The following is a 19,353-nucleotide window of genomic DNA, read 5'->3' on the forward strand; positions in this document are numbered from 1 at the left end:
TGCATGGAAGTTGGACCCATTCTTGCATCAGTCTCATTGAGGCTGGAGTATCATTGCGGCTGGTACGAGGACGCATGTCTTGAAGGTCTTGTTCGTCACCACTGAAATGGATGACTTTGTCCGGGTGGGCGGGCTTGCTGCCGTATCCGCGGCGCTACCCCGGGCGCTGCGCCGCTGGAGTGACGTCCGGATCATGCTGCCCGGCTACCGGGACATCATCGAACAGTTCACCCACATTGAAATCGTTGGGGAATGCCCTTCTCTGGCAGAGATGCCCGCCTGCACGCTCGGGCGGGCAGCGACCAGGGATGGCCTGCCGGTTTATGTCCTGCTCTGCCCACAACTTTACGACCGACCGGGCAACCCCTATGGCGACGAATCGGGGCGCGACTGGCCGGACAACGACGTCAGGTTCGGCCGCTTCGCATCCGCCGCCGCCGAACTTGCCGCGGGCAGCCTGGACAAGAATTGGGCAGCAGACCTGATCCATGCCAACGACTGGCAGGCCGCGCTGGCGCCAGCCTATCTGGCATGGCGAGGCTCAAAGGTCCCCTCGATCCTGACCATCCACAACCTCGCCTATCAGGGGCTGTTCCCGCCGGACTCGCTGCGCCGGATCGGCGCGCCCGAAAGCTCCTTCCACATCGACGGGCTCGAGTTCTACGACCATGTCTCGTTCCTCAAGGGCGGCCTCGTCTACGCCTCGCATCTGACCACCGTCAGCGCCACCTATGCGAAGGAGATCACGACGCGCGAACTCGGCTGCGGGCTGGAAGGTCTGCTGCAGCGCCGCTCGAACGCCGCGCAACTGACCGGCATCTTGAACGGCATCGACGAAAGCTGGGATCCCAGCGCCTGCGCGCATCTGGCGCAGACCTTCGCCCCCGGCGATTGGGAAGGCAAGCAGGCGAATGCCGACTACGTCCGCAAGCAGTTTGGCCTGGCGCTGTCGCGCGGCCCGCTGTTTGGCCTGGTTGCCCGCCTGGTGCACCAGAAGGGCGTCGATCTCGTCCTGTCCGCGGCCGACGAAATCATCGAGGCCGGCGGACAGATCGTGGTGACCGGCAGCGGCGAGGCCCAGATCGAACAGGCGCTGGTCAACGCACACCGCCGCCGGCCGGATGCGATCGGCGTCACCATCGGCTTCAACGATGCCCAGGCGCGGCGGATTTTTGCCGGCAGCGATTTCACCCTGATGCCGTCGCGGTTCGAACCGTGCGGGCTGAGCCAGATGTATGCGCAACGGTTCGGATCGCTGCCGATCGGTCACCAGACCGGCGGGCTGGCGGAGACCATCAAGGACGGCGAAACCGGATTCCTGTTTCCGCAACCATCGGCGGAGTCTTTCCTCGGCGGCGTCAGGCGCGCGTTCGACGCCTTCCGCGCCAAGGACCGCCTCGACGCGATGCGGCGCAGCGCGATGGCGCGATCCTTTAGCTGGGATCTGTCGGCTGCCCTTTACAGCGCGCTCTATCGCAAGACGATCGCGCCTTCCATCATCGCGTGATTTGCGACTATTCCGCCGCTTCCGGCATGACTTCCATCTGCTCGTGGAGGATGACGCCGCAGAGCGGATCGAATTCGCCGATCCAGGGCTTTTTTTCGAGCACCGACCTGGTGTGACGGTAACCGGCATCCCAGCGCTGCATGATGCCGGACGGACTGAAATCGATGTCCTTGGTGTGGTCCTCGCGGCTGAGCTGCGGGGCCAGCAGCCGCACCACATGCATCCGGGTCGGGCAGCCATAACCGGTGAGCGCCCTCACCGCTTCGCTGTTGCGCTCGGACTCCGGCAGGCGCGCGGCGAGCTGGTTGATGACATGGCGCAGCCGATGCGCCTGCTGCTGCCGCGCAATGTGGCTCGCGATCCGGCTCGAATACTGCACATCCTTGTGCCGGTTCAGCACCTCCGCCATCGTGGTCGGCTCGGCGCCGGACGGATTCCAGAGGTGCACGGCGAAGATCAGCGAGTTCTTGCGCGGATTGTCGTCGAACACGGCCTCTGTCGGTGTGTTCGACAGGATGCCGCCATCCCAATAGAGTTCGCCGTCGATGCGCACCGCCGGGAAGGCCGGCGGCAGCGCGCCCGACGCCATGATGTGCCTGACGCCGAGTTCGCCATCGCGGCTGTCGAAATAGCGCATCTGGCTGGTGCGGACATGGGCGGCGCCCACCGTCAGGCGCGGCGTGCATTGATTGACCAGGTTGAAATCCACCAGCTCCGTCAGCGTCCGCTCCAGCGGCGAAGTGCAGTAATAGCCGGCATTGTCGGCGCCGAGCGGATAGCTGTCGCCGGCATGGGCCAGCGGGTTGGGCCGGAAGAAACCGGGAATGCCGTTGGTCACCGTTGACCAGTAAGAGAGCTTTTCGTTGAAGCCCGGAAAGATGTCGCGAAAACTCCAGATCGGATTCTGCTCCATCTTCTTCCAGAACTCGCGCAGGCGCGACAGCCGGTTCTGCGGCGCATTGCCGGCGATCAGGCTGGCGTTGATGGCGCCGATCGAGGTGCCGATGATCCAGTCCGGCTCAATTCCGGCCTCATGCAGCGCCTGATAGACGCCGGCCTGATAGGAGCCGAGCGCGCCGCCGCCCTGCAGCACCAGCACGACCTGGCCCGGCTCTGACCTGGCCAGCGATCGCAGGTTCGGCGAAGCGCCGACGTCCTGAACGTCCTTCATGTCACGCTCCCTGGATGTTCGTCGCTCTAGTGTGCAGTCCAGCCGCCATCGACCGGCAATGCCGTGCCGGTGATCGATGCCGCCGCATCGCTGGCGAGAAAGACCGTCAGCGCGCCCAATTCCTCAACGCTCGCAAAATGCTTGTTGGGCTGCTGCGCCAGCAACACGTCGTGAATGACCTTTTCGCGCGAAATGCCGTGCGCCCTGGCCTGGCTGTCGATCTGCGCCTCGACCAGCGGCGTATAGACATAACCCGGGCAGATCGCATTGCAGGTGATGCCGTCCTCGGCGGTCTCGAGCGCGGTCACCTTGGTCAGGCCGACGATGCCGTGCTTCGCCGCGACATAGGCCGCCTTGAACGGCGATCCGACCAATCCGTGGGCAGAGGCGATGTTGATGATCCGCCCGAACTTGTTCTGGCGCATCGCCGGCAATGCCAGCCGTGTGGTGTGAAACGCCGACGACAGATTGATCGCCAGGATCGCATTCCATTTCTCGACCGGAAACTGGTCGAGCGGCGCGACATATTGAATGCCGGCATTGTTGACCAGAATATCCAGCCGCCCGTGACTGGCGACGGTCGCCGCGATCATCTCGGCGATCGCATCACTACGGGTCATATCGGCCGCGGAATAACTGACCTCGACGCCGAAATCGGCAGCCAACTGATCTTTGGTCCTGTTGATCTCGGCCGCGACGCCAAGGCCGTTCAGCACCACCGCCGAGCCGGCTTCCGCCAGCGCGCGAGCAATCCCGAGCCCGATACCGCTGGTCGATCCCGTAACAAGCGAGACCCTGCCGGCCAGCGGCCGCACAGCCGCGGCACCTTGCGTTCTGACCTGAATATTCATGGCCGTCCTTTCGGGTGGGGAGATCAGCACCTTACGCTGACCATCTCCGCCCACCCTGCCCGGCTGCCCTCGGCTGAGGAAATGCCGTTTGGCTTCCAAAACCATACGCTGGCGCTATCGCGGTTATGGTGTCGTCGGACGCCGCGATCGGGTACGTTCTGCGCACCATAGACCGAGGCACGACCATGGAGATGCATCAGGTTCGCTACTTCCTCGCGGTTGCACGTGTGCTCAACTTCACGCGCGCCGCCGACGAGTGCAACGTCACGCAACCGTCGCTGACGCGCGCCATCAAGCAGCTCGAAGCCGAACTCGGCGGCGACCTGTTTCGCCGCGAGCGGCCCGCCGCGCAATTGACCGAGCTCGGCCAGCGCATGCATCCGCTGCTCAAGCAATGCTACGAGGCGGCGACCGGCGCGCGCGAACTTGCCTCGTCTTTCAAGAGCGGCGAAGTCGGCGCGCTCCGGATTGCGCTGACCCATTCCGTCGACCTGTCGCTGTTGATTCCGCATCTCGACCAGATCAAGCGGATGTTCAATCGCCTGGAGTTCCGCTTTCTGCGCGGCAACGCCCGCGAAGTCGCCGAGTTTCTAAAGAAAGGCGAAGCCGAGCTCGGCATTGCCGCCGAGATCAGCGAGGAGTGGGACCGGCTCGATACCTGGCCGCTGTTCACCGAAAACTTTCAGCTCGTCGTCAACAAGAATCATCCGCTGGCGGCTCGCGAGAAAATCGATTTCGGCGATCTTCGCGCCGAGCAATTGCTGTCGCGAAACTATTGCGAGCATGGCGCACGGGTGAACGCTTCGCTTCGCGAGCACGGTCTCGATGTGGATCGCGGCCATGAGATCGCTTCCGAACGCGATCTGATCGAACTGCTGGAAGCCGATATCGGCGTCGCCGTGGTGCCCGACACCGCCTCGATTCCGCCGACGCTGAAGCGTGCCCCGGTCGACGGGTTGGACGCGCGGCGGACCGTCAACCTCTATGGCGTTGCCGGGCGTGAGCGGACCGCCGTGGCATCCGCCGTGATGCGCATGCTGCGCGGCGCCGACTGGCAGCAATTCATCGGCAAAACCGCAGGCGCCTAGGGTTGTCAGGACGACCGCACGGAAGAAATAGTCCCTTTAGAAACTACCTAATCAAACGGTGGGGCCGTTGCCGCGCGATATGCCGCTTTGCTAGCTTCGCGGCATGACCTTTGTTGGAATTGCTCTAGCAAATTTGAAGGCGGCCAAGACGCGCAATCTCTTGCTGGCCGTTGCGTTCTCGGCTGCCTTTTGCCTTTTCGGCGTCCTGACTGCATTTGAGCAGGCCTTCAATGCGGAAGCCTCTACCGATGCAGGTCGATTGATAACTGTCAACAAGTTAAGCTTCATGCAGCCCCTACCGGCGACACATTTTGGCCGACTGCTGAATATCTCGGGTATTGGTGAAGCGACTTTCGCGAGCTGGTTCGGCGGTTACTACCGCGAGCCCAAGAATTCGCTCCATGCATTCGCAGTCGATCCAGCGACTTACCTGGAAGTCTATCGCTCAGACATCCTGCTTTCCGATTCTGAAAAGACGAGATTCAAACAGGATCGTCTGGGGCTTCTGGTCGGTGAAACGATGGCGGCGAAATGGGGCTGGAGGGTTGGAGATACAATTCCGGTTCTGAGTCGTTCCATTATTCAAAAGAACGGCTCTCGCTCCTGGCACTTCACGATTTCAGGAATCTTCAAGGGCGGATCGGCCCACGTCGATACCAACTTTATGTTTCTACGCCATGATTATTTCAATGATGCTCGCGCCATTGGCCAAGACACAATTGGCTGGATTGTGTTCCGCCCTCCTCCCGGTGTTGACAGCCAATCACTCAGCAATGCGATCGACCGGGAATTTCTCGTTGATCCTACCTCCACCACAACAGACACCGAGCGCAGCTTTAACAGAAGCTTTGCCGCACAGCTTGGCAATGTCGCGCTTATGACGTCGCTTGTAGTTGGCGCATCTCTGCTCACCTTGCTGATGATTGTTGTCAACACGGTCATGATTTCGGTGCGCGAGCGCCGCAAAGATATCGCCGTGATGAAGACGTTAGGATTTTCGCCGGCGCGGATTGTATCAATCTATTTTGCTGAAGTTTTGATCGTCGCAAGCTTGGGAGGGATTGCCGGAATGGTCGCGGCCTTCGGAGCGATAAAATCGATCGGCCCGATGCTGACTCAGATCGCTCCGGGAATGTCTCTCTCAGTTGAGATGTTGACGATTGCATCTCTCCTGATTGCCGCAACTTCCTTGCTGGCAGTCACGGCTCCTGCGATCTTTGTTTTACGACTGCCCGCGCTCTCATCGTTGCAGCGCTCTTAAATGACCTGACCGACGGGATGTATTCGCCGGCGTCCTTCAGCGTGACGAATTGCCGGCCATCTGGCAGCGGGATTGGATTCTCAAACTCAGCGCACTAATCGCCTCGATGTGGGAACTCTGGTTTCCGGGGCGAGTTTAGTCTCGGACAGGTTCCTCAGCGTCTGAGAGGACAGCCATGGAGCATATCCATTACCCCAATGAAAGCGTGGAATACCGGGCCGCCCGAAATACGCTTCTGGATGACGAGATTGCGCTTCGCGCGCAGATCGAGGCCGTTGCCGCGAAGCGTCGCGCGCTGCCGCCCGGCGGTGAGGTACCCGAGGACTACGTTTTCGAGTGGATCGGCAAGACCAGCATGCCGGAGAACGTGAAGATGTCCGAGCTGTTCGGTCCACACGACACGCTCATTCTGTACAGCTTCATGTACGGCCCCGAACGCGAATTGCCGTGTCCAGGCTGCACCCATTTGCTCGATGGGATAGACGGCGCTGCGAGACACATAGGCGAACGCGCTGCGCTCCACATCGTCGCCAAATCGCCAATCGCGCGTCTCGCCGCCTGGGCACACGAACGTGGCTGGGAGCATCTCTCGCTACTTTCGACCGCAGGCAACAGCTATGACGCGGACTACTTCGGTGACACGTCAAAATTTTCCAAGGGAATGCGCAGGCAACATCGAGTTCCCGACGGCGACGACTGGGACGAAACAATCTTCAACGTCTTCAGAAAGAAGAACGGGGCGATCAGGCACTTCTGGGGCTCAGAGATGAGCTTTGCCGCATCCGCTCCCAACCAGCACCATCGTGCTGGTGATCTCGCCGACCCGCTCTGGGGTCTTCTCGACATGACACCGGAAGGCCGGGGCGATTTCTTTCCAAAGGTGAACTACGATTGAACCACGCTTGACGGCGTACACAGAGCCACGTCGCTGCGCTACTGCTCTCCGCTCGCGCTCTTCAGCGCGGCGATCAGGTCGTCGATTTCCATGCGCTTGCGGAAATCAGGGTCGACGAAGCGGGCCTTCACCAATCCATCGCGGCCGACCACGAAGGTCGCCGGAATCGGCAACACCCAGCCGTCATTGCCCTGGAAGCTCGCCATGTCCTGGTATGACAGCAGCCGCTGGATTTCGCTGCCGAGCCAGATCGCAAGATTGAGCGACAGCGCGTAGCCGTTGTCGAGGTCGGTCAGTACCGGAAATGGCGCTTCCGCCTCGGACTTGAATTTCTCGGCATAGGCTTGCGTCTCCGGCATGATCGCAACCGTTTGCGCACCCAACGCCTTGATCCGGTCCTGGGCCTGGATCACCGCTCGCACATTCAACCGGCAATAAGGGCACCAATGACCGCGATAAAACATCACGGCAACCGGGCCGCGGTCGATCAGTGATTTCAGGCTGACCAGCCGGCCGGTCTCGTCCGGCAGCAGGAACGGCGGCATCACCTCGCCCGGACGCGGCGCGTTCTCGCCGCCGCCGTTCTCATTGAGCCGCGCCACCAGCCGATCGACCGCTTCGCCATAGGCCGGAAAGAACTCCCGCCCCGCCGCGGCGTAGGCCTCCAGCTGGTCGCGCAAGCTGCCTTCCATGTCACGGCATTGCTGGAACGCCTGCTTGAGGCGCTCGGCATTGGCGGATGATAGCGACGTCGTCATGATGTGCTCCGGCTTATCAGCATTATTTTCCGGTCCGGGCCGCCCCGCAAGGGCGGCCCAACGTTTCAGCAGCCAAAGGCTCAGGGCAGATAGAAGTTTCCGGTCGGGTCGAGCGTGCCGGAGGCCGAGTAGAGCTGGCCCTTGTCCATGAAGAAGACGGTATTGCTCGGCACCTTTTTGGCGTTCTTCATCATCGCATCGTGGTTCTTCGGCGTTGCCGCCATGGCCATTGCCGACATTTTCCCGGGGCCGGCATACATATAGGCCATGCCCGGATTGAATTCCCAGGGAACTTGCGAAAAGGCCGTGGTGGCAATGGCGGCAAACGCCGCGGCAGCGATCAGGGTCTTGGAAAAGGTTTTCATGGGGATTCCTCTGGATGAATGCTGACGCCCGCCAATCGGGCGCTGACCCATCAGAGGACCGCCTGACCTGAATGAGAAATGCCGTTGCACAATCGGTTCGATAGCCGCGACGCATTGAGAGCCGGCCAATAGTCCGCCGTATCGACTTCAGAGCGCATAGCGCGACGCTATGGACTTAAGAGCTAACCGGCATTTCCTCCTGCACGCGAATTCAATGATCGTCGTGGACGTAGCCGGCCGGATCATTCGGGGCCGCAAAACCTGAAGAGGAGACCACGATATGTCCAAATCCAACGTCACGTCACGTACGATCCGGCAAGGCCTCGTGCTCGCCGGAATGATCGCAGGCTCGCTTGCGACCACCTCGACCGCCATTGCGGGAGAATGCCCGGCCGGCAAGATGCAGCCAAATGTCCGCCCGATGGTCGACACCAAGCCGGTCGGCGTCACCGACGTCACGCTTGGCTCGATCAACCTCGAGAAGCAGCCGGCCAACATCAGGGATCGCGAGCTGCGCTTCCGCAAGCTGACGATCGAGCCCGGCGGCATCGTGCCCTGGCACAGCCATGACGACCGTCCCGCGCTGATCTACGTCCAGCAGGGCGAGATCGTCGAATACGCCAGCAACTGCGCCGATCCGATCGTGCACAAGGCCGGCGAGATCAGGCCGGAAGTCGCCGGCACCTCGCACTGGTGGAAGAACCTCGGCAAGGAGACCGTCATTCTTTATGTCGGCGACGTCCGCAAGGATCCGCACGACAACCACATGTAAGGAGTTGTAACGAGCGCCACCCGACGTCTCGTTGCTGGATGTGACGCCCTGGGGTCCCACGTGTCGCCCCACGCGCCCAGGCGTCACATCCTTTCTTTCTCATGAGTGACATTGAGAAGCGCCATGACGGACATTTCCGCGCACTTGAAATCGGAAGCGATGGAAATGCAGGGTCATTCACCCGGCGTGGTGCTGCGATCTCTCGTCATAGGCCTCACGGCGTTCCTGACCGTGGTCGATCTGTTCGCCACGCAGGCGATCCTTCCCTCGCTGACGCGGCATTACAACGTCAGCCCCGCCGCGATGGGCTTCGCGGTCAACGCCAGCACCATGGGCATGGCGATCGCGGGGCTCGTGGTCGGCTTCCTGAGCCCGCATATCGACCGCCGGCTCGGCATTCTCGCAAGCCTGGTCCTGCTCGCGATCCCCACCGCCCTGCTGGCTAGTGCCCCCAATCTCACCGTGTTCACGGTCCTTCGCGTCGCGCAGGGCCTCTGCATGGCCTCGGCCTTCGCGCTGACGCTGGCCTATCTCGGGGAGCAGTGCAATCAGATGGACACGGGCGGCGCGTTTGCCGCCTATATCACCGGCAATGTCGCCAGCAACCTGATCGGGCGGCTGGTATCGGCCGCCGTCGTCGATACGCTCGGGCTGGCCTCGAACTTCTACTTCTTCGCCCTGCTCAATCTTGCCGGCGCGGTGCTGGTGTACTTCACCATCCAGCGCGTCAAACCAATGCATGCGATGTCGATGGCGCAATCGCCGTTCGCTGCGACGATCGAGCATTGGCGCAACCCGGCGCTGCGCTCGGCCTTTGCCATCGGCTTCTGCATCCTGTTTGCGTTTATTGGCACCTTTACCTTCGTCAATTTCGTGCTGGTGCGCGCACCGCTGTCGCTCGGGCGGATGGATCTCGGCTTTGTCTATTTCGTGTTCGCGCCATCCGTCGTCACCACGCTGTTCGCCGGCAGGGCCGTGGCGCGCTTCGGCACGCGGCCGACAACCTGGGGCGCGCTTGCGGTCGCCGCTGCGGGCCTCCCCCTGATGCTGTCTTCGCATCTGCCCGAGGTGCTGACCGGCATGGTGCTGGTCGGCGTCGGCACGTTCTTCGCACAGGCCTGCGCCACCGGCTTCGTAGCCCAGGCCGCCAGCGACAACCGCGGCATTGCCAGCGGAACCTATCTTGCCTGCTATTTTCTCGGCGGCCTTGTCGGCAGCGCCGTGCTGGGCCAGTTGTTCGACCGCTTCGGATGGATCGCCTGCGTCGCCGGCGTGGGCGCGTCGCTGGCTATCGCAGCGCTATTGACCGCGCGCCTCACGCTCACTCAACCCGCCGGGTCTCCGGCATGAACAGCCAGATCACTGTCAGGCCCAAGGCTGCGATCCCGGCCAACCCGGTGAACGCGATGCTGCTGCCAAAGGTGTCGCTGATGTAGCCCGCCAGCACCGTGCTCAATGACGCGCCGATGCCGGTCGCGGTGCCGACGATGCCTAGCGCCAGATTGAAGTGGCCGCTTCCGAAGGCGACATCGGCCACGATCAGCGGCACCATCACGCTAAGTACGGCCGCGGTGATTCCGTCGAACACCTGCACGGCGACCAATAGATAAGGATCGCTGACAACCGCAAACAGCAGGCCGCGGATCGCCAGCGCGCCGAACGCCAGCAGCAGCAGCGGCCGCCTGCCCCACGCCTGCGCCTTGCGGCCGACCGAGGGCGAAGCCAGCGCGACGATGGCCTGCGGCACGATGATGCAGGCTGCGATCAGCACCGGCGCCCATTGGCTGGACCGCATGGTGACGACGCCAGCCATCAGCGGCAGCATGGCGGCGTTCGCGAGCTGAAACAGCAACACGCCGCCGGCAAAGATCAGCAGCGGACGTTGGCGTAGCAGATGGAAAACGCTGGTGGCCTCTTTATCGGGAACCTCCCGCACGACGGCGCCGTGGCTTTGAGCGACGTCGATCTCCTGCTCGCGGATGCTCGCAAGCGCCAGCAATGTCGGAATCGCGAGCATGAAGGTCACGAGAAACACTGCCTGGCTCGACAACAGGTAACCGGTCGCGCCCATCAGCGCCGCCGCCGAGCCGTTGCCCAGCGATGCAAAGCGGGCATTGCGCCCAAGCCGCTCCCCGATGGCGAACGGCCCGACCAGACCGAGACTGATCGCCGCGATCGCCGGACCCAGCACGCAACTCGCCAGCGCATGCAGAATGGCCGCCGCCGTCACCACCGGAAAGATCGGCCACAACGCATAGGCCAGCGCGGCGCAGCCGATGGTGGCGACCGCCAGGCCCGCCACCAGCCGCTCGGAACGCGCGTAATCGACGATAGCGCCGCCGGGCATCTGCCCGAGCAGGCCGATGATGCCGCCGATCGACAGCACAAAGCCGATCTCGACCTGCGTCCATTTCTGCGTAGTCAGATAGACCGCAATGAACGGGCCGAAGCCGGTCTGAACGTCGGCGAGAAAGAAGATGAACCAGTCGAGGCCGCGCTGGCTTTCGCGCGACGGCTTTGGCCTGCCGCCGGGCGCAGGCGGCAGCGGCACAACATTGCCCCCACCGGCGGACCGCCCTTGGCGATCGTCGTCAATCCGCCCAATCGACTGGGATGGACGCGCGAACAGGTCACGTCTCCTTCTCATTTGCGCATGATCTTCCCGGAAAGCCGGTATCCACTTTTCCGGATCATGCGCTAGTGATCGAAATCCCACGGCTGCAGACGGCCGGCCGCACCGAGAACGATAACCGGTGCGTCCTCCTTGTATTCGGGCGCCGCCGCAACCTGCGCCTTGGTCAGCTCGAGCGAGATGCTGTCACGCTTGTTGGCAACGCGGCCGAAACGCAGCACGCCCCAGTCGACGACGATCTTCCGACTGCCGACGCCGAGAAAACCGCCGAAATCGATCACGGCCGCGCGCACATTGCCCTCGCGATCCACGATCACATCGACGATGCGCCCCATATCTTCGTTCGCCGCGCTGCGAACTTCGCGGCCGAGAATGCCGTGGGCATCCCTGGCGCCAATCACGGTGACCGACGGCGGAGGCACGAGCTCCTTTGCAGCGTCGGGCGGCTTCGCTGCGTCCTGTGGCGCAGTGCGGCCACCCTGCGGCGCGCCGGTGTCCTCCGCCGCAGAAGCTGGCGGACCGCCGGCTAATCCAGCGATCAAACACAGAATGAGAATACCAATGCGCATGTGGCCTCCTGACTCCTAGATGCACGACCCGCGCATGGCTTCTAATGCGTCAATACGATCGACACCTGGATCTGGCCGCGTGTCCGCACCACCTCGAGCGACACTTCATCGCCGTGACGGCGAACCCTCAGATCGACGCTGGAAGGTCCGAGCCGCAGATCGCGCAACAGTACTTCGTTGAGGAATTCCGGCAACCGTGGATCGCGCAGACGGATTTCGCCGCGCGCGGCATCGAATTCGAGGCCGAGCGCCGCTTCCAGGAGGCTGAACGGCGTCGCGCTGGCCCAGGCCTGCGGCGCGCAGGCGACAGGATAGAGCACCGGTCCGCGCCGCCTCTCGCGTCGGAATCCGCAGAACAATTCCGGCAGCCGCCGCAGGTCCATGTAGCTCGCGGCGTCGAACAGGGCCTTGAACAGGTGCGCCACCGAATGCTTCAGGCCATAGCGCGCAAAGCCGAGCGCGATCAGCGCATTGTCGTGCGGCCAGATCGATCCATCGTGATAGGACATCGGGTTGTACCGGACTTCGCCGCGCGCAACGGTGCGGATGCCCCATCCCGAAAAGAATTTGTGGCTCATCAGTTCGACTGCGACCCGCCGCGCACGATCGGTTCGAGCTATGCCGGTGAAGAGAAGCTGGCCGGCATTCGAGGTTCGCACCTTGCACGGCCGCTTGGCACCGTCGAGCGCCACCGCATAGGTACCGAGTTCCTCGCACCAGAACGCCACCTCGAAGCGCTCGGCAAGGAGAAGCGCCGCGGATTCGAGCTGCGCCGCCCGATCGATCATTCCCAGGCGCCGGGCACAGCGCGCCGCCAGCCGCTTGCCGGCAAAGACATATCCTTGAACCTCCGCCAGCGCGATATAGCCTTCGGCGAGTTGCCCATCGGCATGAAAGATCGCGTCGAAGGAATCCTTCCAGCCCTGGTTGGCAAGCCCCTGCTCGGTGGCGCGCTGATATTCGACGAAACCGTCCTTGTCGGGATCGCCGGGGCCGTCGATCCATTGCAACGCCGCTTCGATCGCCGGCCACAACTCGGCCAGCGTCGCCTCGTCGCCGGTGCGCTCGACGTAAAGACCAGCCAGCAGAACGAACAGCGAAGTGGAATCGACGCTGCCGTAATACTGCGCGAACGGCACCTCGCGCAGCGCCGCCATCTCGCCGCCGCGCATCTCGTGCAGGATCTTGCCGGGCTCGGCATCAGCCAAGGGATCTGTGGTCTTGGCCTGGAAGAAGGCGAGCCGCCGCAACACGCCCTGGGCGATGCGCGGATCGACCCACAGCATTTGCAGCGCGGTGATCAATCCGTCGCGGCCGAACGTGGTCGAATACCAGGGAATGCCAGCATAAGGGTACCGCCCCTGCGGCGTTTCCGTCATCAGCATGTTGAGGTCGGCCATCGCCTGGCACAGCACCTCGTTGAAGATATCGTTCGACGTCTCGATGCTGGCCGCGCCGCTCGTCAAGCGTCGCATCTCGCGACGATGTGCCAACAGGCCGCGGTAGAACGGTATCGGCTTCTGCATGATCGGCTTGTTGCAGGATACCGCGACGAACAATGCGATCACTTCCTTCGGCGCCAGCTCGAAATGATAGGTCGCCGAGTTGACGGTGAGCCGTGTCGGCCGCGGCTCGAAATGCAAGGCGGTAATCCGGGTCTGGCCGTCGAGCCCGCTATATTCCAGCACGACATCGGCGGGGCCGAGCAACCGGCTGGAACCTATTCCCCGGCGCGGCCGGCGCTCGCCGCGCACCTCAAACAAATCGGCGAAATCATTGTCGAACAGCAGCGTCAGGTCGAAGCTCGCCGGCCGGTCGCCGTGATTTTGCAGGGCGATGCGCTGGTAGGCCGTGCCGCGCCACAGGAAAATCGAGCGCACGATGTGCAGCGTGTCCTTCTGCAAGGCCAGCCTGCCGTTGCGGTACACGTCGGAATTGGTGAGGTCGACGGTCAAGGCCGAATTGTCGTCGCGTAGATTGGTGCCGAGCAGCAGCGGCTGGACTTCGTCGAGCACCATCTCCAGCCGGGCGAGATAACGCGTATCGGCGTTGAACAGACCGTCGGGTCCGCCGGCAGAGGCGCCGATATCGCCATGGCTGTCCAGTACGATGAAGGTGTCGTCGTGCTTGAGTGTGCAGCGCCGCCGCGTCGCCGGGCCCGTCATAGGGATGTAGAACGACGATTCCGCAACGTGTTCGGCAGGCTCGATGGCGATCAGTTGGGTGACTTCGGCTGTCATCTGGACCTCAAGCGATTTCCTTGCGTTGTGATGGACGCATCGGGACGCAAACGCTACTGTCGCAGATCAGGCCGCATGGCTGGCGAGACGGCCCATTTCACGCGCGACCAACTCGCGATAGGGTCCCCTCCCCTGCACGAGAATATCCGGCGGTCCATCCTCGATGATCCGCCCGCCCTGCAGCACCACCACGCGGTCGAAATTGCGCAAGGTGGCGAGACGATGGGCGATGGCAATCACAGTACGCCCGCGCATCAGCCGTGACAACGCCTCGCGGATCGCCTCTTCGGATTCGCTGTCGAGCGCGGCAGTCGCTTCATCCAGCAACAGGATCGGCGCGTCCTTCAGGAAGGCGCGCGCGATGGCGATCCGCTGCCGCTGCCCGCCGGAGACCTTGATACCGCGATCGCCGACCATGGTCGCCATGCCCTCGGGGAGATTTTCGATGAAATCGCAACGCGCCGCAATCGCCGCGCGCAGGACCTCGTCGTCGGTCGCGTTCGGCCGTCCGTAGCGGATGTTTTCCATGATCGAGCGGTGGAACAGCGAGATGTCCTGCGGCACCACGGAGATTGCCTCGCGCAGGCTTTGCTGCGTCACCCGCGCGATGTCCTGGCCGTCGATGGTGATGCTGCCGTTCTGGATGTCGTAGAACCGCTGCAGCAGCGCGAACAGGCTGGATTTTCCACCGCCGGAATGGCCGACCAGTCCGACCCGCTGCCCGGGCTGAATGCGCAGGTTGAACTTCTCGAACACCTGAACGCCGCCTGGATAGTGGAACGCGACGTTGTTGAAGCCGACGGCGGCGCCGCTGCGGACCAGCGGCTCGGCCTCGGGATGATCCTTCAACTCGTGCGGCAGCAACAGGGTCGCGATCGCTTCGGTCAGGCGGGCGACGTGCTGGGTCACGTCGACCAGCGCCACCGCAAGGTCGCGCGTCGCGCTCAGGATCGAAATCCCGAGCGTGCAGACCAGCACGACATCGCCGGTGGTCGCCGCGCCCTGCTGCCAGAGCGTAATGACCCACGCCAGCAGCGCGATCGTCAACGCGATTGTCACGACGGCGTGAAGCAGCCGCAGCTTCTCGAGATAGCGAAGGCTGCGGCCACGGGCGTCGAGTTCCCGCTCGACGGTGGCGTCGAAGCGGTCGTGTTCGTAGCTGAGGCCGCAGAAAGCGCGGACCAGCGGCAGGTTGCTGATGACGTCAACCATCTCGCCGTCCACCGCGGCCGCCTTGTCAGCGAAGTCGTCATGCAGCGGCTTGCCCGCCGCGGCGAGGTGGAACATCGCCATCAACATGATACCCGCGATGACGATCAGTCCCGCAGACATCGCCAGGCTGACGGTTCCGATCAGGAGTATCGCCGAGACGGTCGCGATGCACGGCGGCAACACGTTCCAGACGAACATGTTTTCAACGGTGAAGACGGCGTTGGACGTCGCAGTGATACGGCTGGTCAGCATCCCCGGCAGCCGGTCGGAGAAGTAGCTGGGGGCGTGACCGGTCAGATGGCGGAACATGTCGCGGCGGAGATCGCCGGTGACGCCGACGAAGGTGAAGCTCGCCGTCCAGCTTGCGACCCGCCACAGCAAATTATCTGCCGCGATCAGCGACATGAGAAAACCGAATGCCAGCCATACGCTGTTCGCGTGCGCCGAACCGGCCGTCAGGCTGTCGACCAGATTCTTCACGCCATACTGCGTGCCCACCGAGCAGGCAACTGCTGCAACAACGGCAGACACGATGACCACATGGGCCGCGCGACGCTGGCGCAGATAGCGCAGCACGAAGGGAAACGGCCGTCGCACATATCCTGAAAGATTGTCCATGAGTTCCGCAAACCTGTTGAGAGTGAACGAGAATCCCTAACGCGTGTCGCACACGACGACGTGAAGAATGCCGCTTCGGGTTTCCGTGCGCATGGCCATCACTGCGCAACAATTCTGCAGCATCGAGACAGTCGTAACTGTGTTTGTGTCAAATGGCATCAGCAAGACAGTCGTGTGGAGGAAGCAAGATGTGCTGAGTAAGGGAACTTCGCAGATGCGGGAACGTTCCCGCTAATGACACGCCGGTGTCGATCGTGGGCTGAGGGCTTGTTCAACCACCATTCCAAACAGGAGACGCAAATATGCGCATCGCGCAGGTCGCCCCGCTGACGGAGGCTGTCCCCCCCAAATTGTACGGCGGCACCGAGCGGGTGGTGCACTGGCTGACCGAGGAACTTGTGGCACTGGGACACGAGGTCACACTGTTTGCCAGCGGCGATTCCCGCACCTCGGCGAAACTCGACGCCACGTGGCCGAAGGCGCTGCGCCTCGACGGCTCGGTCCGGGATCCCAACGCGCTTCATATGGTGATGCTGGAGCGCGTGCGGCAGAAATGCGACGATGAAGAGTTCGATTTTCTGCACTTTCATCTCGATTACTATCCATTCTCGCTGTTCTACCGGCAGCCGACGCCGTTCCTGACGACGCTGCATGGCAGGCTTGACCTGCCGGAGCATCAGCCGGTGTTCACAACTTTCTCCAAGGTTCCGGTGATCTCGATCTCCAACGCGCAGCGCCGGCCGGTGCCGCAGGCCAACTGGGTGCGCACCATTCACCATGGGCTGCCGGAGAATTTGCTGACGCCGCAGCCGGTGCAGCCGTCCTACCTGGCGGTGCTCGGCCGGATCGCGCCGGAAAAGGGCGTGGATCGTGCCATCCGCATTGCGACCCGATGCGGTATTCCGCTCAAGATCGCGGCCAAGGTCGATCGCGCCGACCAGGACTATTACGATGAGTTGATCTCTCCGCTCATCAAGGCCAACCCGCTGGTCGAATATATCGGCGAGATCTCAGACCGCGAGAAATCCGATTTCCTCAGCGGCGCGATCGGTCTCCTTGTTCCGATCGATTGGCCGGAGCCGTTCGGCCTCGTGATGATCGAAGCCATGGCCTGCGGCACGCCCGTGCTAGCCTATAACCGCGGGTCGGTGCCGGAGATCATCGACCCCGGCCTCACCGGCTTCGTCGTGGAAGACGAGACCAGCGCGGTTGCCGTGGTCGACCGTCTAGCCACGCTGGACCGCGCCGCCATCCGCAAGCAGTTCGAGGTCCGCTTCACCGCGCGCCGCATGGCGCTCGACTATCTCGCCGCCTATCGCGGCCTGATGGAGGAAGCCGAGCCGCGGATCAAGCTGGTCAGCAGCGCGGAGTAGCGTGACAAAGGTCGCCGTCATTGCGCGACTGTAGGGTGGGCACGCTTCGCTTTGCCTACCCTACGCCGCCGTCAACTCACCGCCGTCCGTTTCGGCTCGACGATCTCGAACATCCGCGGGAATTCGTCCATCAGCATCATCAGCTCGCCGAGCCGCGCCGGATCGCCGACGACCTTGATCTTGCCGGAGCCGACCGCTTCCGGGAACGTCGTCAGCTTGGCGATCACTTCGTCGAGCACGCCGCGCGACAGCGTGAAGCTGGCGTCGGCATCGGCGGCTCGCGCGCCGGAGGCATAGGTCAGCGCGCAATTCTCCAGATTGAGAATGAAGCTCTCGTTGGTGTCGGTAAAATTCCAGTTCAGCAAGATGCGCTTGCCTTCAGCTTTGGGGCCGTTGAGGCGCACGCCGAGCACGTCCCAAAGCTGTTCGGTGCGGAGCGCGGCTAGCGTTTCGCGCGGCATCGATGAACGCGGCGGCACTTTCGGCATGCCCTGCCGCAATTCCTGCGCGCCGAACAGATAGGCGTTGCGCCAGGTCGAACTCTCCGAGGCATAGCCGAGCTGCTCGAAGGTGTCGGCCAGCATCGCGCGCGCCGCCTGGTTGTCGGGATCGGCGAATACCAGATGGCTCACGGCTTGCGCGACGAAGCGGAATTCGCCCTTGGCAAAATCCTTGGCCGCGCGCGCCAGGATTGCATCCGCGCCACCCATATACTCGACATATTTCCTGCCGGACTCGACCGGCGGCAGCGGATCGAGATTGACCGGATTGGCGTCGTACCAGCCGAGATATTTCTGGTAGATCGCCTTCACATTGTGCCTGATATGCCCGTAATAGCCGCGGCCGTGCCAGGCGCCCTCGAGGCTCGCCGGCAAGCGGATGGTCTCCGCGATTTCGCTCGCCGTCAGCCCATGGTTCATCAGCCGGATGGTCTGGTCATGCGCGAATTTGTAGAGGTCGCGCTGCTGGCGGATCATGGTGTCGATCCGCTCGTGACCCCAGACCGGCCAGTGATGCTGGCCGCACATCGCATCCGCCTTGCCGCCCCACATCTGCAGCGCTTCGCCGAGATATTTTGACCACGCCAGCGCGTCGCGAACATCGGCGCCGCGGAACGGCAGCAGATTGTGGAAATTATGCGTACAGTTCTCCGCGAGATTCAGAAGCTTATAACGCGGGATGAAAAAATGCATTTCCGCCGGCGCTTCGCTGTTCGGCGCCATCTGGAATTCGAATTCCACGCCGTCGATGGTTCGCTTGTCACCGGTCGCGATGATCAGATCGCTGGGGCGCAGCAGCGCGACTGCGCCCGCCGCCATAGTCTTGCCGAGCCCGCAATCGACCTGCCCGCGCACGCCCTTCGCCAGCAGCGGCCCGAACTGGTACATCGCGCGACGCAGCATCGCCGGCCCCGCGATGATGTTCTCGGAGACCGAGTGCTCCATGAACAGATTGGGCGCGATGATCGGCACCTTGCCGCTCGCAAGCATTTCGTCGTCGAGCACGCCGCGTGCGCCGCCCCAATGGTCAGTGTGGGTGTGGGTGAAGATAACGGCGGCGACCGGCCGCTTGCCACGGTGCTGGAAGTACAGCTCCATCGCGGCGCGCGCGCCCTCGATCGAGGTCAGCGTATCCACCACGATGACGCCGCTGTCGCCCTCGATCAGCGTCATGTTGGCGATGTCGAGCCCACGCACCTGGTAGACGCCGGGCACCACTTCGAACAGGCCGTGATGCATGTTGAGCCGAGACTGCCGCCATAGGCTGGGATCGACGGTCGGCGGGGCTTGTTCCGCAGAGAGGAAGCCGTAGGGCTCCAGACTCCAGACCACCCTGCCTTGCGGCGATGTGATCCTGGCGTTCTCCACCGTGCCAAGGAAGCCGCGCGCGGCGTCATCGAAATCCCTGACGTCGGAGAACGGCAGCGCCTTCAGCGTCGCCGCATGCTGGGCGATGACAGAGGCGGACGCCTCCTTCGGGGATGCCTTGGGCATTTCAATCGCGGCTGGTTGGCTCATTGTTGTGTACTCCCTTGCGCAAA

At 62.9% G+C, this 19,353-nt stretch carries 16 protein-coding genes; 7 read left to right on the forward strand and 9 right to left on the reverse strand.

All coding sequences use genetic code 11. The features are described from left to right. The first annotated feature begins 79 nt into the window (after positions 1-79). Positions 80-1,507 carry a glycogen synthase GlgA gene (gene glgA / locus C7G61_RS13070; protein ID WP_108514533.1) on the forward strand — a complete coding sequence of 476 codons (1,428 nt, stop codon included), beginning with the start codon at positions 80-82 and terminating at the stop codon, positions 1,505-1,507. 7 nt (positions 1,508-1,514) lie between these two features. Here the strand turns inward: glgA and C7G61_RS13075 are convergent, their stop codons facing one another. Further along, a complete protein-coding gene (locus C7G61_RS13075) occupies positions 1,515-2,678 on the reverse strand; it encodes a patatin-like phospholipase family protein (RefSeq protein ID WP_108514535.1) in 1,164 nt (387 codons plus the stop codon). Positions 2,679-2,704: 26 nt separating this feature from the next. Next, positions 2,705-3,529, reverse strand: a complete 825-nt coding sequence (locus tag C7G61_RS13080) for a 3-hydroxybutyrate dehydrogenase (RefSeq protein WP_108514538.1) — start codon at positions 3,527-3,529, stop codon at positions 2,705-2,707. 185 nt (positions 3,530-3,714) lie between these two features. On the opposite strand from C7G61_RS13080, the gene C7G61_RS13085 reads away from it, so the two are divergent. The 3 genes from C7G61_RS13085 to C7G61_RS13095 all read left to right on the forward strand — a co-directional run bounded on the left by C7G61_RS13085 (position 3,715) and on the right by C7G61_RS13095 (position 6,773). Beyond that, a complete protein-coding gene (locus C7G61_RS13085) occupies positions 3,715-4,617 on the forward strand; it encodes a LysR family transcriptional regulator (RefSeq protein WP_108515029.1) in 903 nt (300 codons plus the stop codon). A 103-nt stretch (positions 4,618-4,720) separates the two neighbouring features. Further along, complete coding sequence (locus tag C7G61_RS13090) at positions 4,721-5,878, forward strand: ABC transporter permease (protein WP_108514540.1); 1,158 nt, start codon at positions 4,721-4,723, stop codon at positions 5,876-5,878. 175 nt (positions 5,879-6,053) lie between these two features. Next, positions 6,054-6,773: a DUF899 family protein gene (locus C7G61_RS13095; protein WP_108514542.1), complete on the forward strand. Its 720-nt coding sequence runs from the start codon at positions 6,054-6,056 to the stop codon at positions 6,771-6,773. A gap of 38 nt (positions 6,774-6,811) precedes the next feature. Here C7G61_RS13095 and C7G61_RS13100 read toward each other — a convergent pair whose 3' ends face one another. Continuing rightward, positions 6,812-7,531 carry a peroxiredoxin-like family protein gene (locus C7G61_RS13100; protein ID WP_108514545.1) on the reverse strand — a complete coding sequence of 240 codons (720 nt, stop codon included), beginning with the start codon at positions 7,529-7,531 and terminating at the stop codon, positions 6,812-6,814. A gap of 80 nt (positions 7,532-7,611) precedes the next feature. Then, a complete protein-coding gene (locus C7G61_RS13105; RefSeq protein ID WP_108514547.1) occupies positions 7,612-7,896 on the reverse strand; it encodes a hypothetical protein in 285 nt (94 codons plus the stop codon). A 280-nt stretch (positions 7,897-8,176) separates the two neighbouring features. On the opposite strand from C7G61_RS13105, the gene C7G61_RS13110 reads away from it, so the two are divergent. Together C7G61_RS13110 and C7G61_RS13115 are read left to right on the forward strand one after the other, a co-directional pair. After that, positions 8,177-8,668: a cupin domain-containing protein gene (locus tag C7G61_RS13110; RefSeq protein WP_108514549.1), complete on the forward strand. Its 492-nt coding sequence runs from the start codon at positions 8,177-8,179 to the stop codon at positions 8,666-8,668. 123 nt (positions 8,669-8,791) lie between these two features. Then, on the forward strand, positions 8,792-10,018 hold the full coding sequence (locus C7G61_RS13115) for an MFS transporter (protein WP_108514551.1): 1,227 nt from the start codon (positions 8,792-8,794) through the stop codon (positions 10,016-10,018). Here C7G61_RS13115 and C7G61_RS13120 read toward each other — a convergent pair. The 4 genes from C7G61_RS13120 to C7G61_RS13135 form a co-directional block, all read right to left on the reverse strand. Next, positions 9,990-11,315 (reverse strand): MFS transporter, encoded by a 1,326-nt coding sequence (locus C7G61_RS13120; protein WP_108514554.1) that lies wholly within the window; start codon positions 11,313-11,315, stop codon positions 9,990-9,992. The two genes, C7G61_RS13115 and C7G61_RS13120, sit on opposite strands and share 29 nt — an antisense overlap. A gap of 50 nt (positions 11,316-11,365) precedes the next feature. Next, on the reverse strand, positions 11,366-11,869 hold the full coding sequence (locus tag C7G61_RS13125; RefSeq protein ID WP_108514556.1) for a PRC-barrel domain-containing protein: 504 nt from the start codon (positions 11,867-11,869) through the stop codon (positions 11,366-11,368). Between the two features lie 41 nt (positions 11,870-11,910). Next, positions 11,911-14,109, reverse strand: a complete 2,199-nt coding sequence (locus C7G61_RS13130) for an amylo-alpha-1,6-glucosidase (protein WP_108514558.1) — start codon at positions 14,107-14,109, stop codon at positions 11,911-11,913. A gap of 66 nt (positions 14,110-14,175) precedes the next feature. Beyond that, a complete protein-coding gene (locus C7G61_RS13135; RefSeq protein WP_108514561.1) occupies positions 14,176-15,939 on the reverse strand; it encodes an ABC transporter ATP-binding protein in 1,764 nt (587 codons plus the stop codon). A gap of 302 nt (positions 15,940-16,241) precedes the next feature. Between C7G61_RS13135 and C7G61_RS13140 the strand changes: the two genes are divergently transcribed. Further along, positions 16,242-17,312 carry a glycosyltransferase family 4 protein gene (locus tag C7G61_RS13140; protein WP_108514563.1) on the forward strand — a complete coding sequence of 357 codons (1,071 nt, stop codon included), beginning with the start codon at positions 16,242-16,244 and terminating at the stop codon, positions 17,310-17,312. A gap of 71 nt (positions 17,313-17,383) precedes the next feature. On the opposite strand, the gene C7G61_RS13145 is transcribed toward C7G61_RS13140, so the two are convergent. Further along, positions 17,384-19,330: an alkyl/aryl-sulfatase gene (locus C7G61_RS13145; RefSeq protein WP_108514566.1), complete on the reverse strand. Its 1,947-nt coding sequence runs from the start codon at positions 19,328-19,330 to the stop codon at positions 17,384-17,386. Positions 19,331-19,353: the final 23 nt, after the last annotated feature.

Origin of the sequence: Bradyrhizobium algeriense (genome assembly GCF_003062295.1) — a bacterium.
In the GTDB taxonomy this organism is placed as follows: Bacteria; Pseudomonadota; Alphaproteobacteria; order Rhizobiales; family Xanthobacteraceae; genus Bradyrhizobium; species Bradyrhizobium algeriense.

Excerpts from the sequence above, each read along its gene's own strand:
- C7G61_RS13090 (WP_108514540.1), top strand. The coding sequence starts at position 4,721 with ATGACCTTTGTTGGAATTGCTCTAGCAAATTTGAAGGCGGCCAAGACG.
- C7G61_RS13145 (WP_108514566.1), bottom strand. The coding sequence starts at position 19,330 with ATGAGCCAACCAGCCGCGATTGAAATGCCCAAGGCATCCCCGAAGGAG.
- C7G61_RS13115 (WP_108514551.1), top strand. The coding sequence starts at position 8,792 with ATGACGGACATTTCCGCGCACTTGAAATCGGAAGCGATGGAAATGCAG.
- C7G61_RS13135 (WP_108514561.1), bottom strand. The coding sequence starts at position 15,939 with ATGGACAATCTTTCAGGATATGTGCGACGGCCGTTTCCCTTCGTGCTG.
- C7G61_RS13095 (WP_108514542.1), top strand. The coding sequence starts at position 6,054 with ATGGAGCATATCCATTACCCCAATGAAAGCGTGGAATACCGGGCCGCC.
- C7G61_RS13080 (WP_108514538.1), bottom strand. The coding sequence starts at position 3,529 with ATGAATATTCAGGTCAGAACGCAAGGTGCCGCGGCTGTGCGGCCGCTG.
- C7G61_RS13110 (WP_108514549.1), top strand. The coding sequence starts at position 8,177 with ATGTCCAAATCCAACGTCACGTCACGTACGATCCGGCAAGGCCTCGTG.
- C7G61_RS13140 (WP_108514563.1), top strand. The coding sequence starts at position 16,242 with ATGCGCATCGCGCAGGTCGCCCCGCTGACGGAGGCTGTCCCCCCCAAA.
- C7G61_RS13100 (WP_108514545.1), bottom strand. The coding sequence starts at position 7,531 with ATGACGACGTCGCTATCATCCGCCAATGCCGAGCGCCTCAAGCAGGCG.
- C7G61_RS13085 (WP_108515029.1), top strand. The coding sequence starts at position 3,715 with ATGGAGATGCATCAGGTTCGCTACTTCCTCGCGGTTGCACGTGTGCTC.
- C7G61_RS13075 (WP_108514535.1), bottom strand. The coding sequence starts at position 2,678 with ATGAAGGACGTTCAGGACGTCGGCGCTTCGCCGAACCTGCGATCGCTG.
- C7G61_RS13125 (WP_108514556.1), bottom strand. The coding sequence starts at position 11,869 with ATGCGCATTGGTATTCTCATTCTGTGTTTGATCGCTGGATTAGCCGGC.
- C7G61_RS13120 (WP_108514554.1), bottom strand. The coding sequence starts at position 11,315 with ATGAGAAGGAGACGTGACCTGTTCGCGCGTCCATCCCAGTCGATTGGG.
- C7G61_RS13105 (WP_108514547.1), bottom strand. The coding sequence starts at position 7,896 with ATGAAAACCTTTTCCAAGACCCTGATCGCTGCCGCGGCGTTTGCCGCC.
- C7G61_RS13130 (WP_108514558.1), bottom strand. The coding sequence starts at position 14,109 with ATGACAGCCGAAGTCACCCAACTGATCGCCATCGAGCCTGCCGAACAC.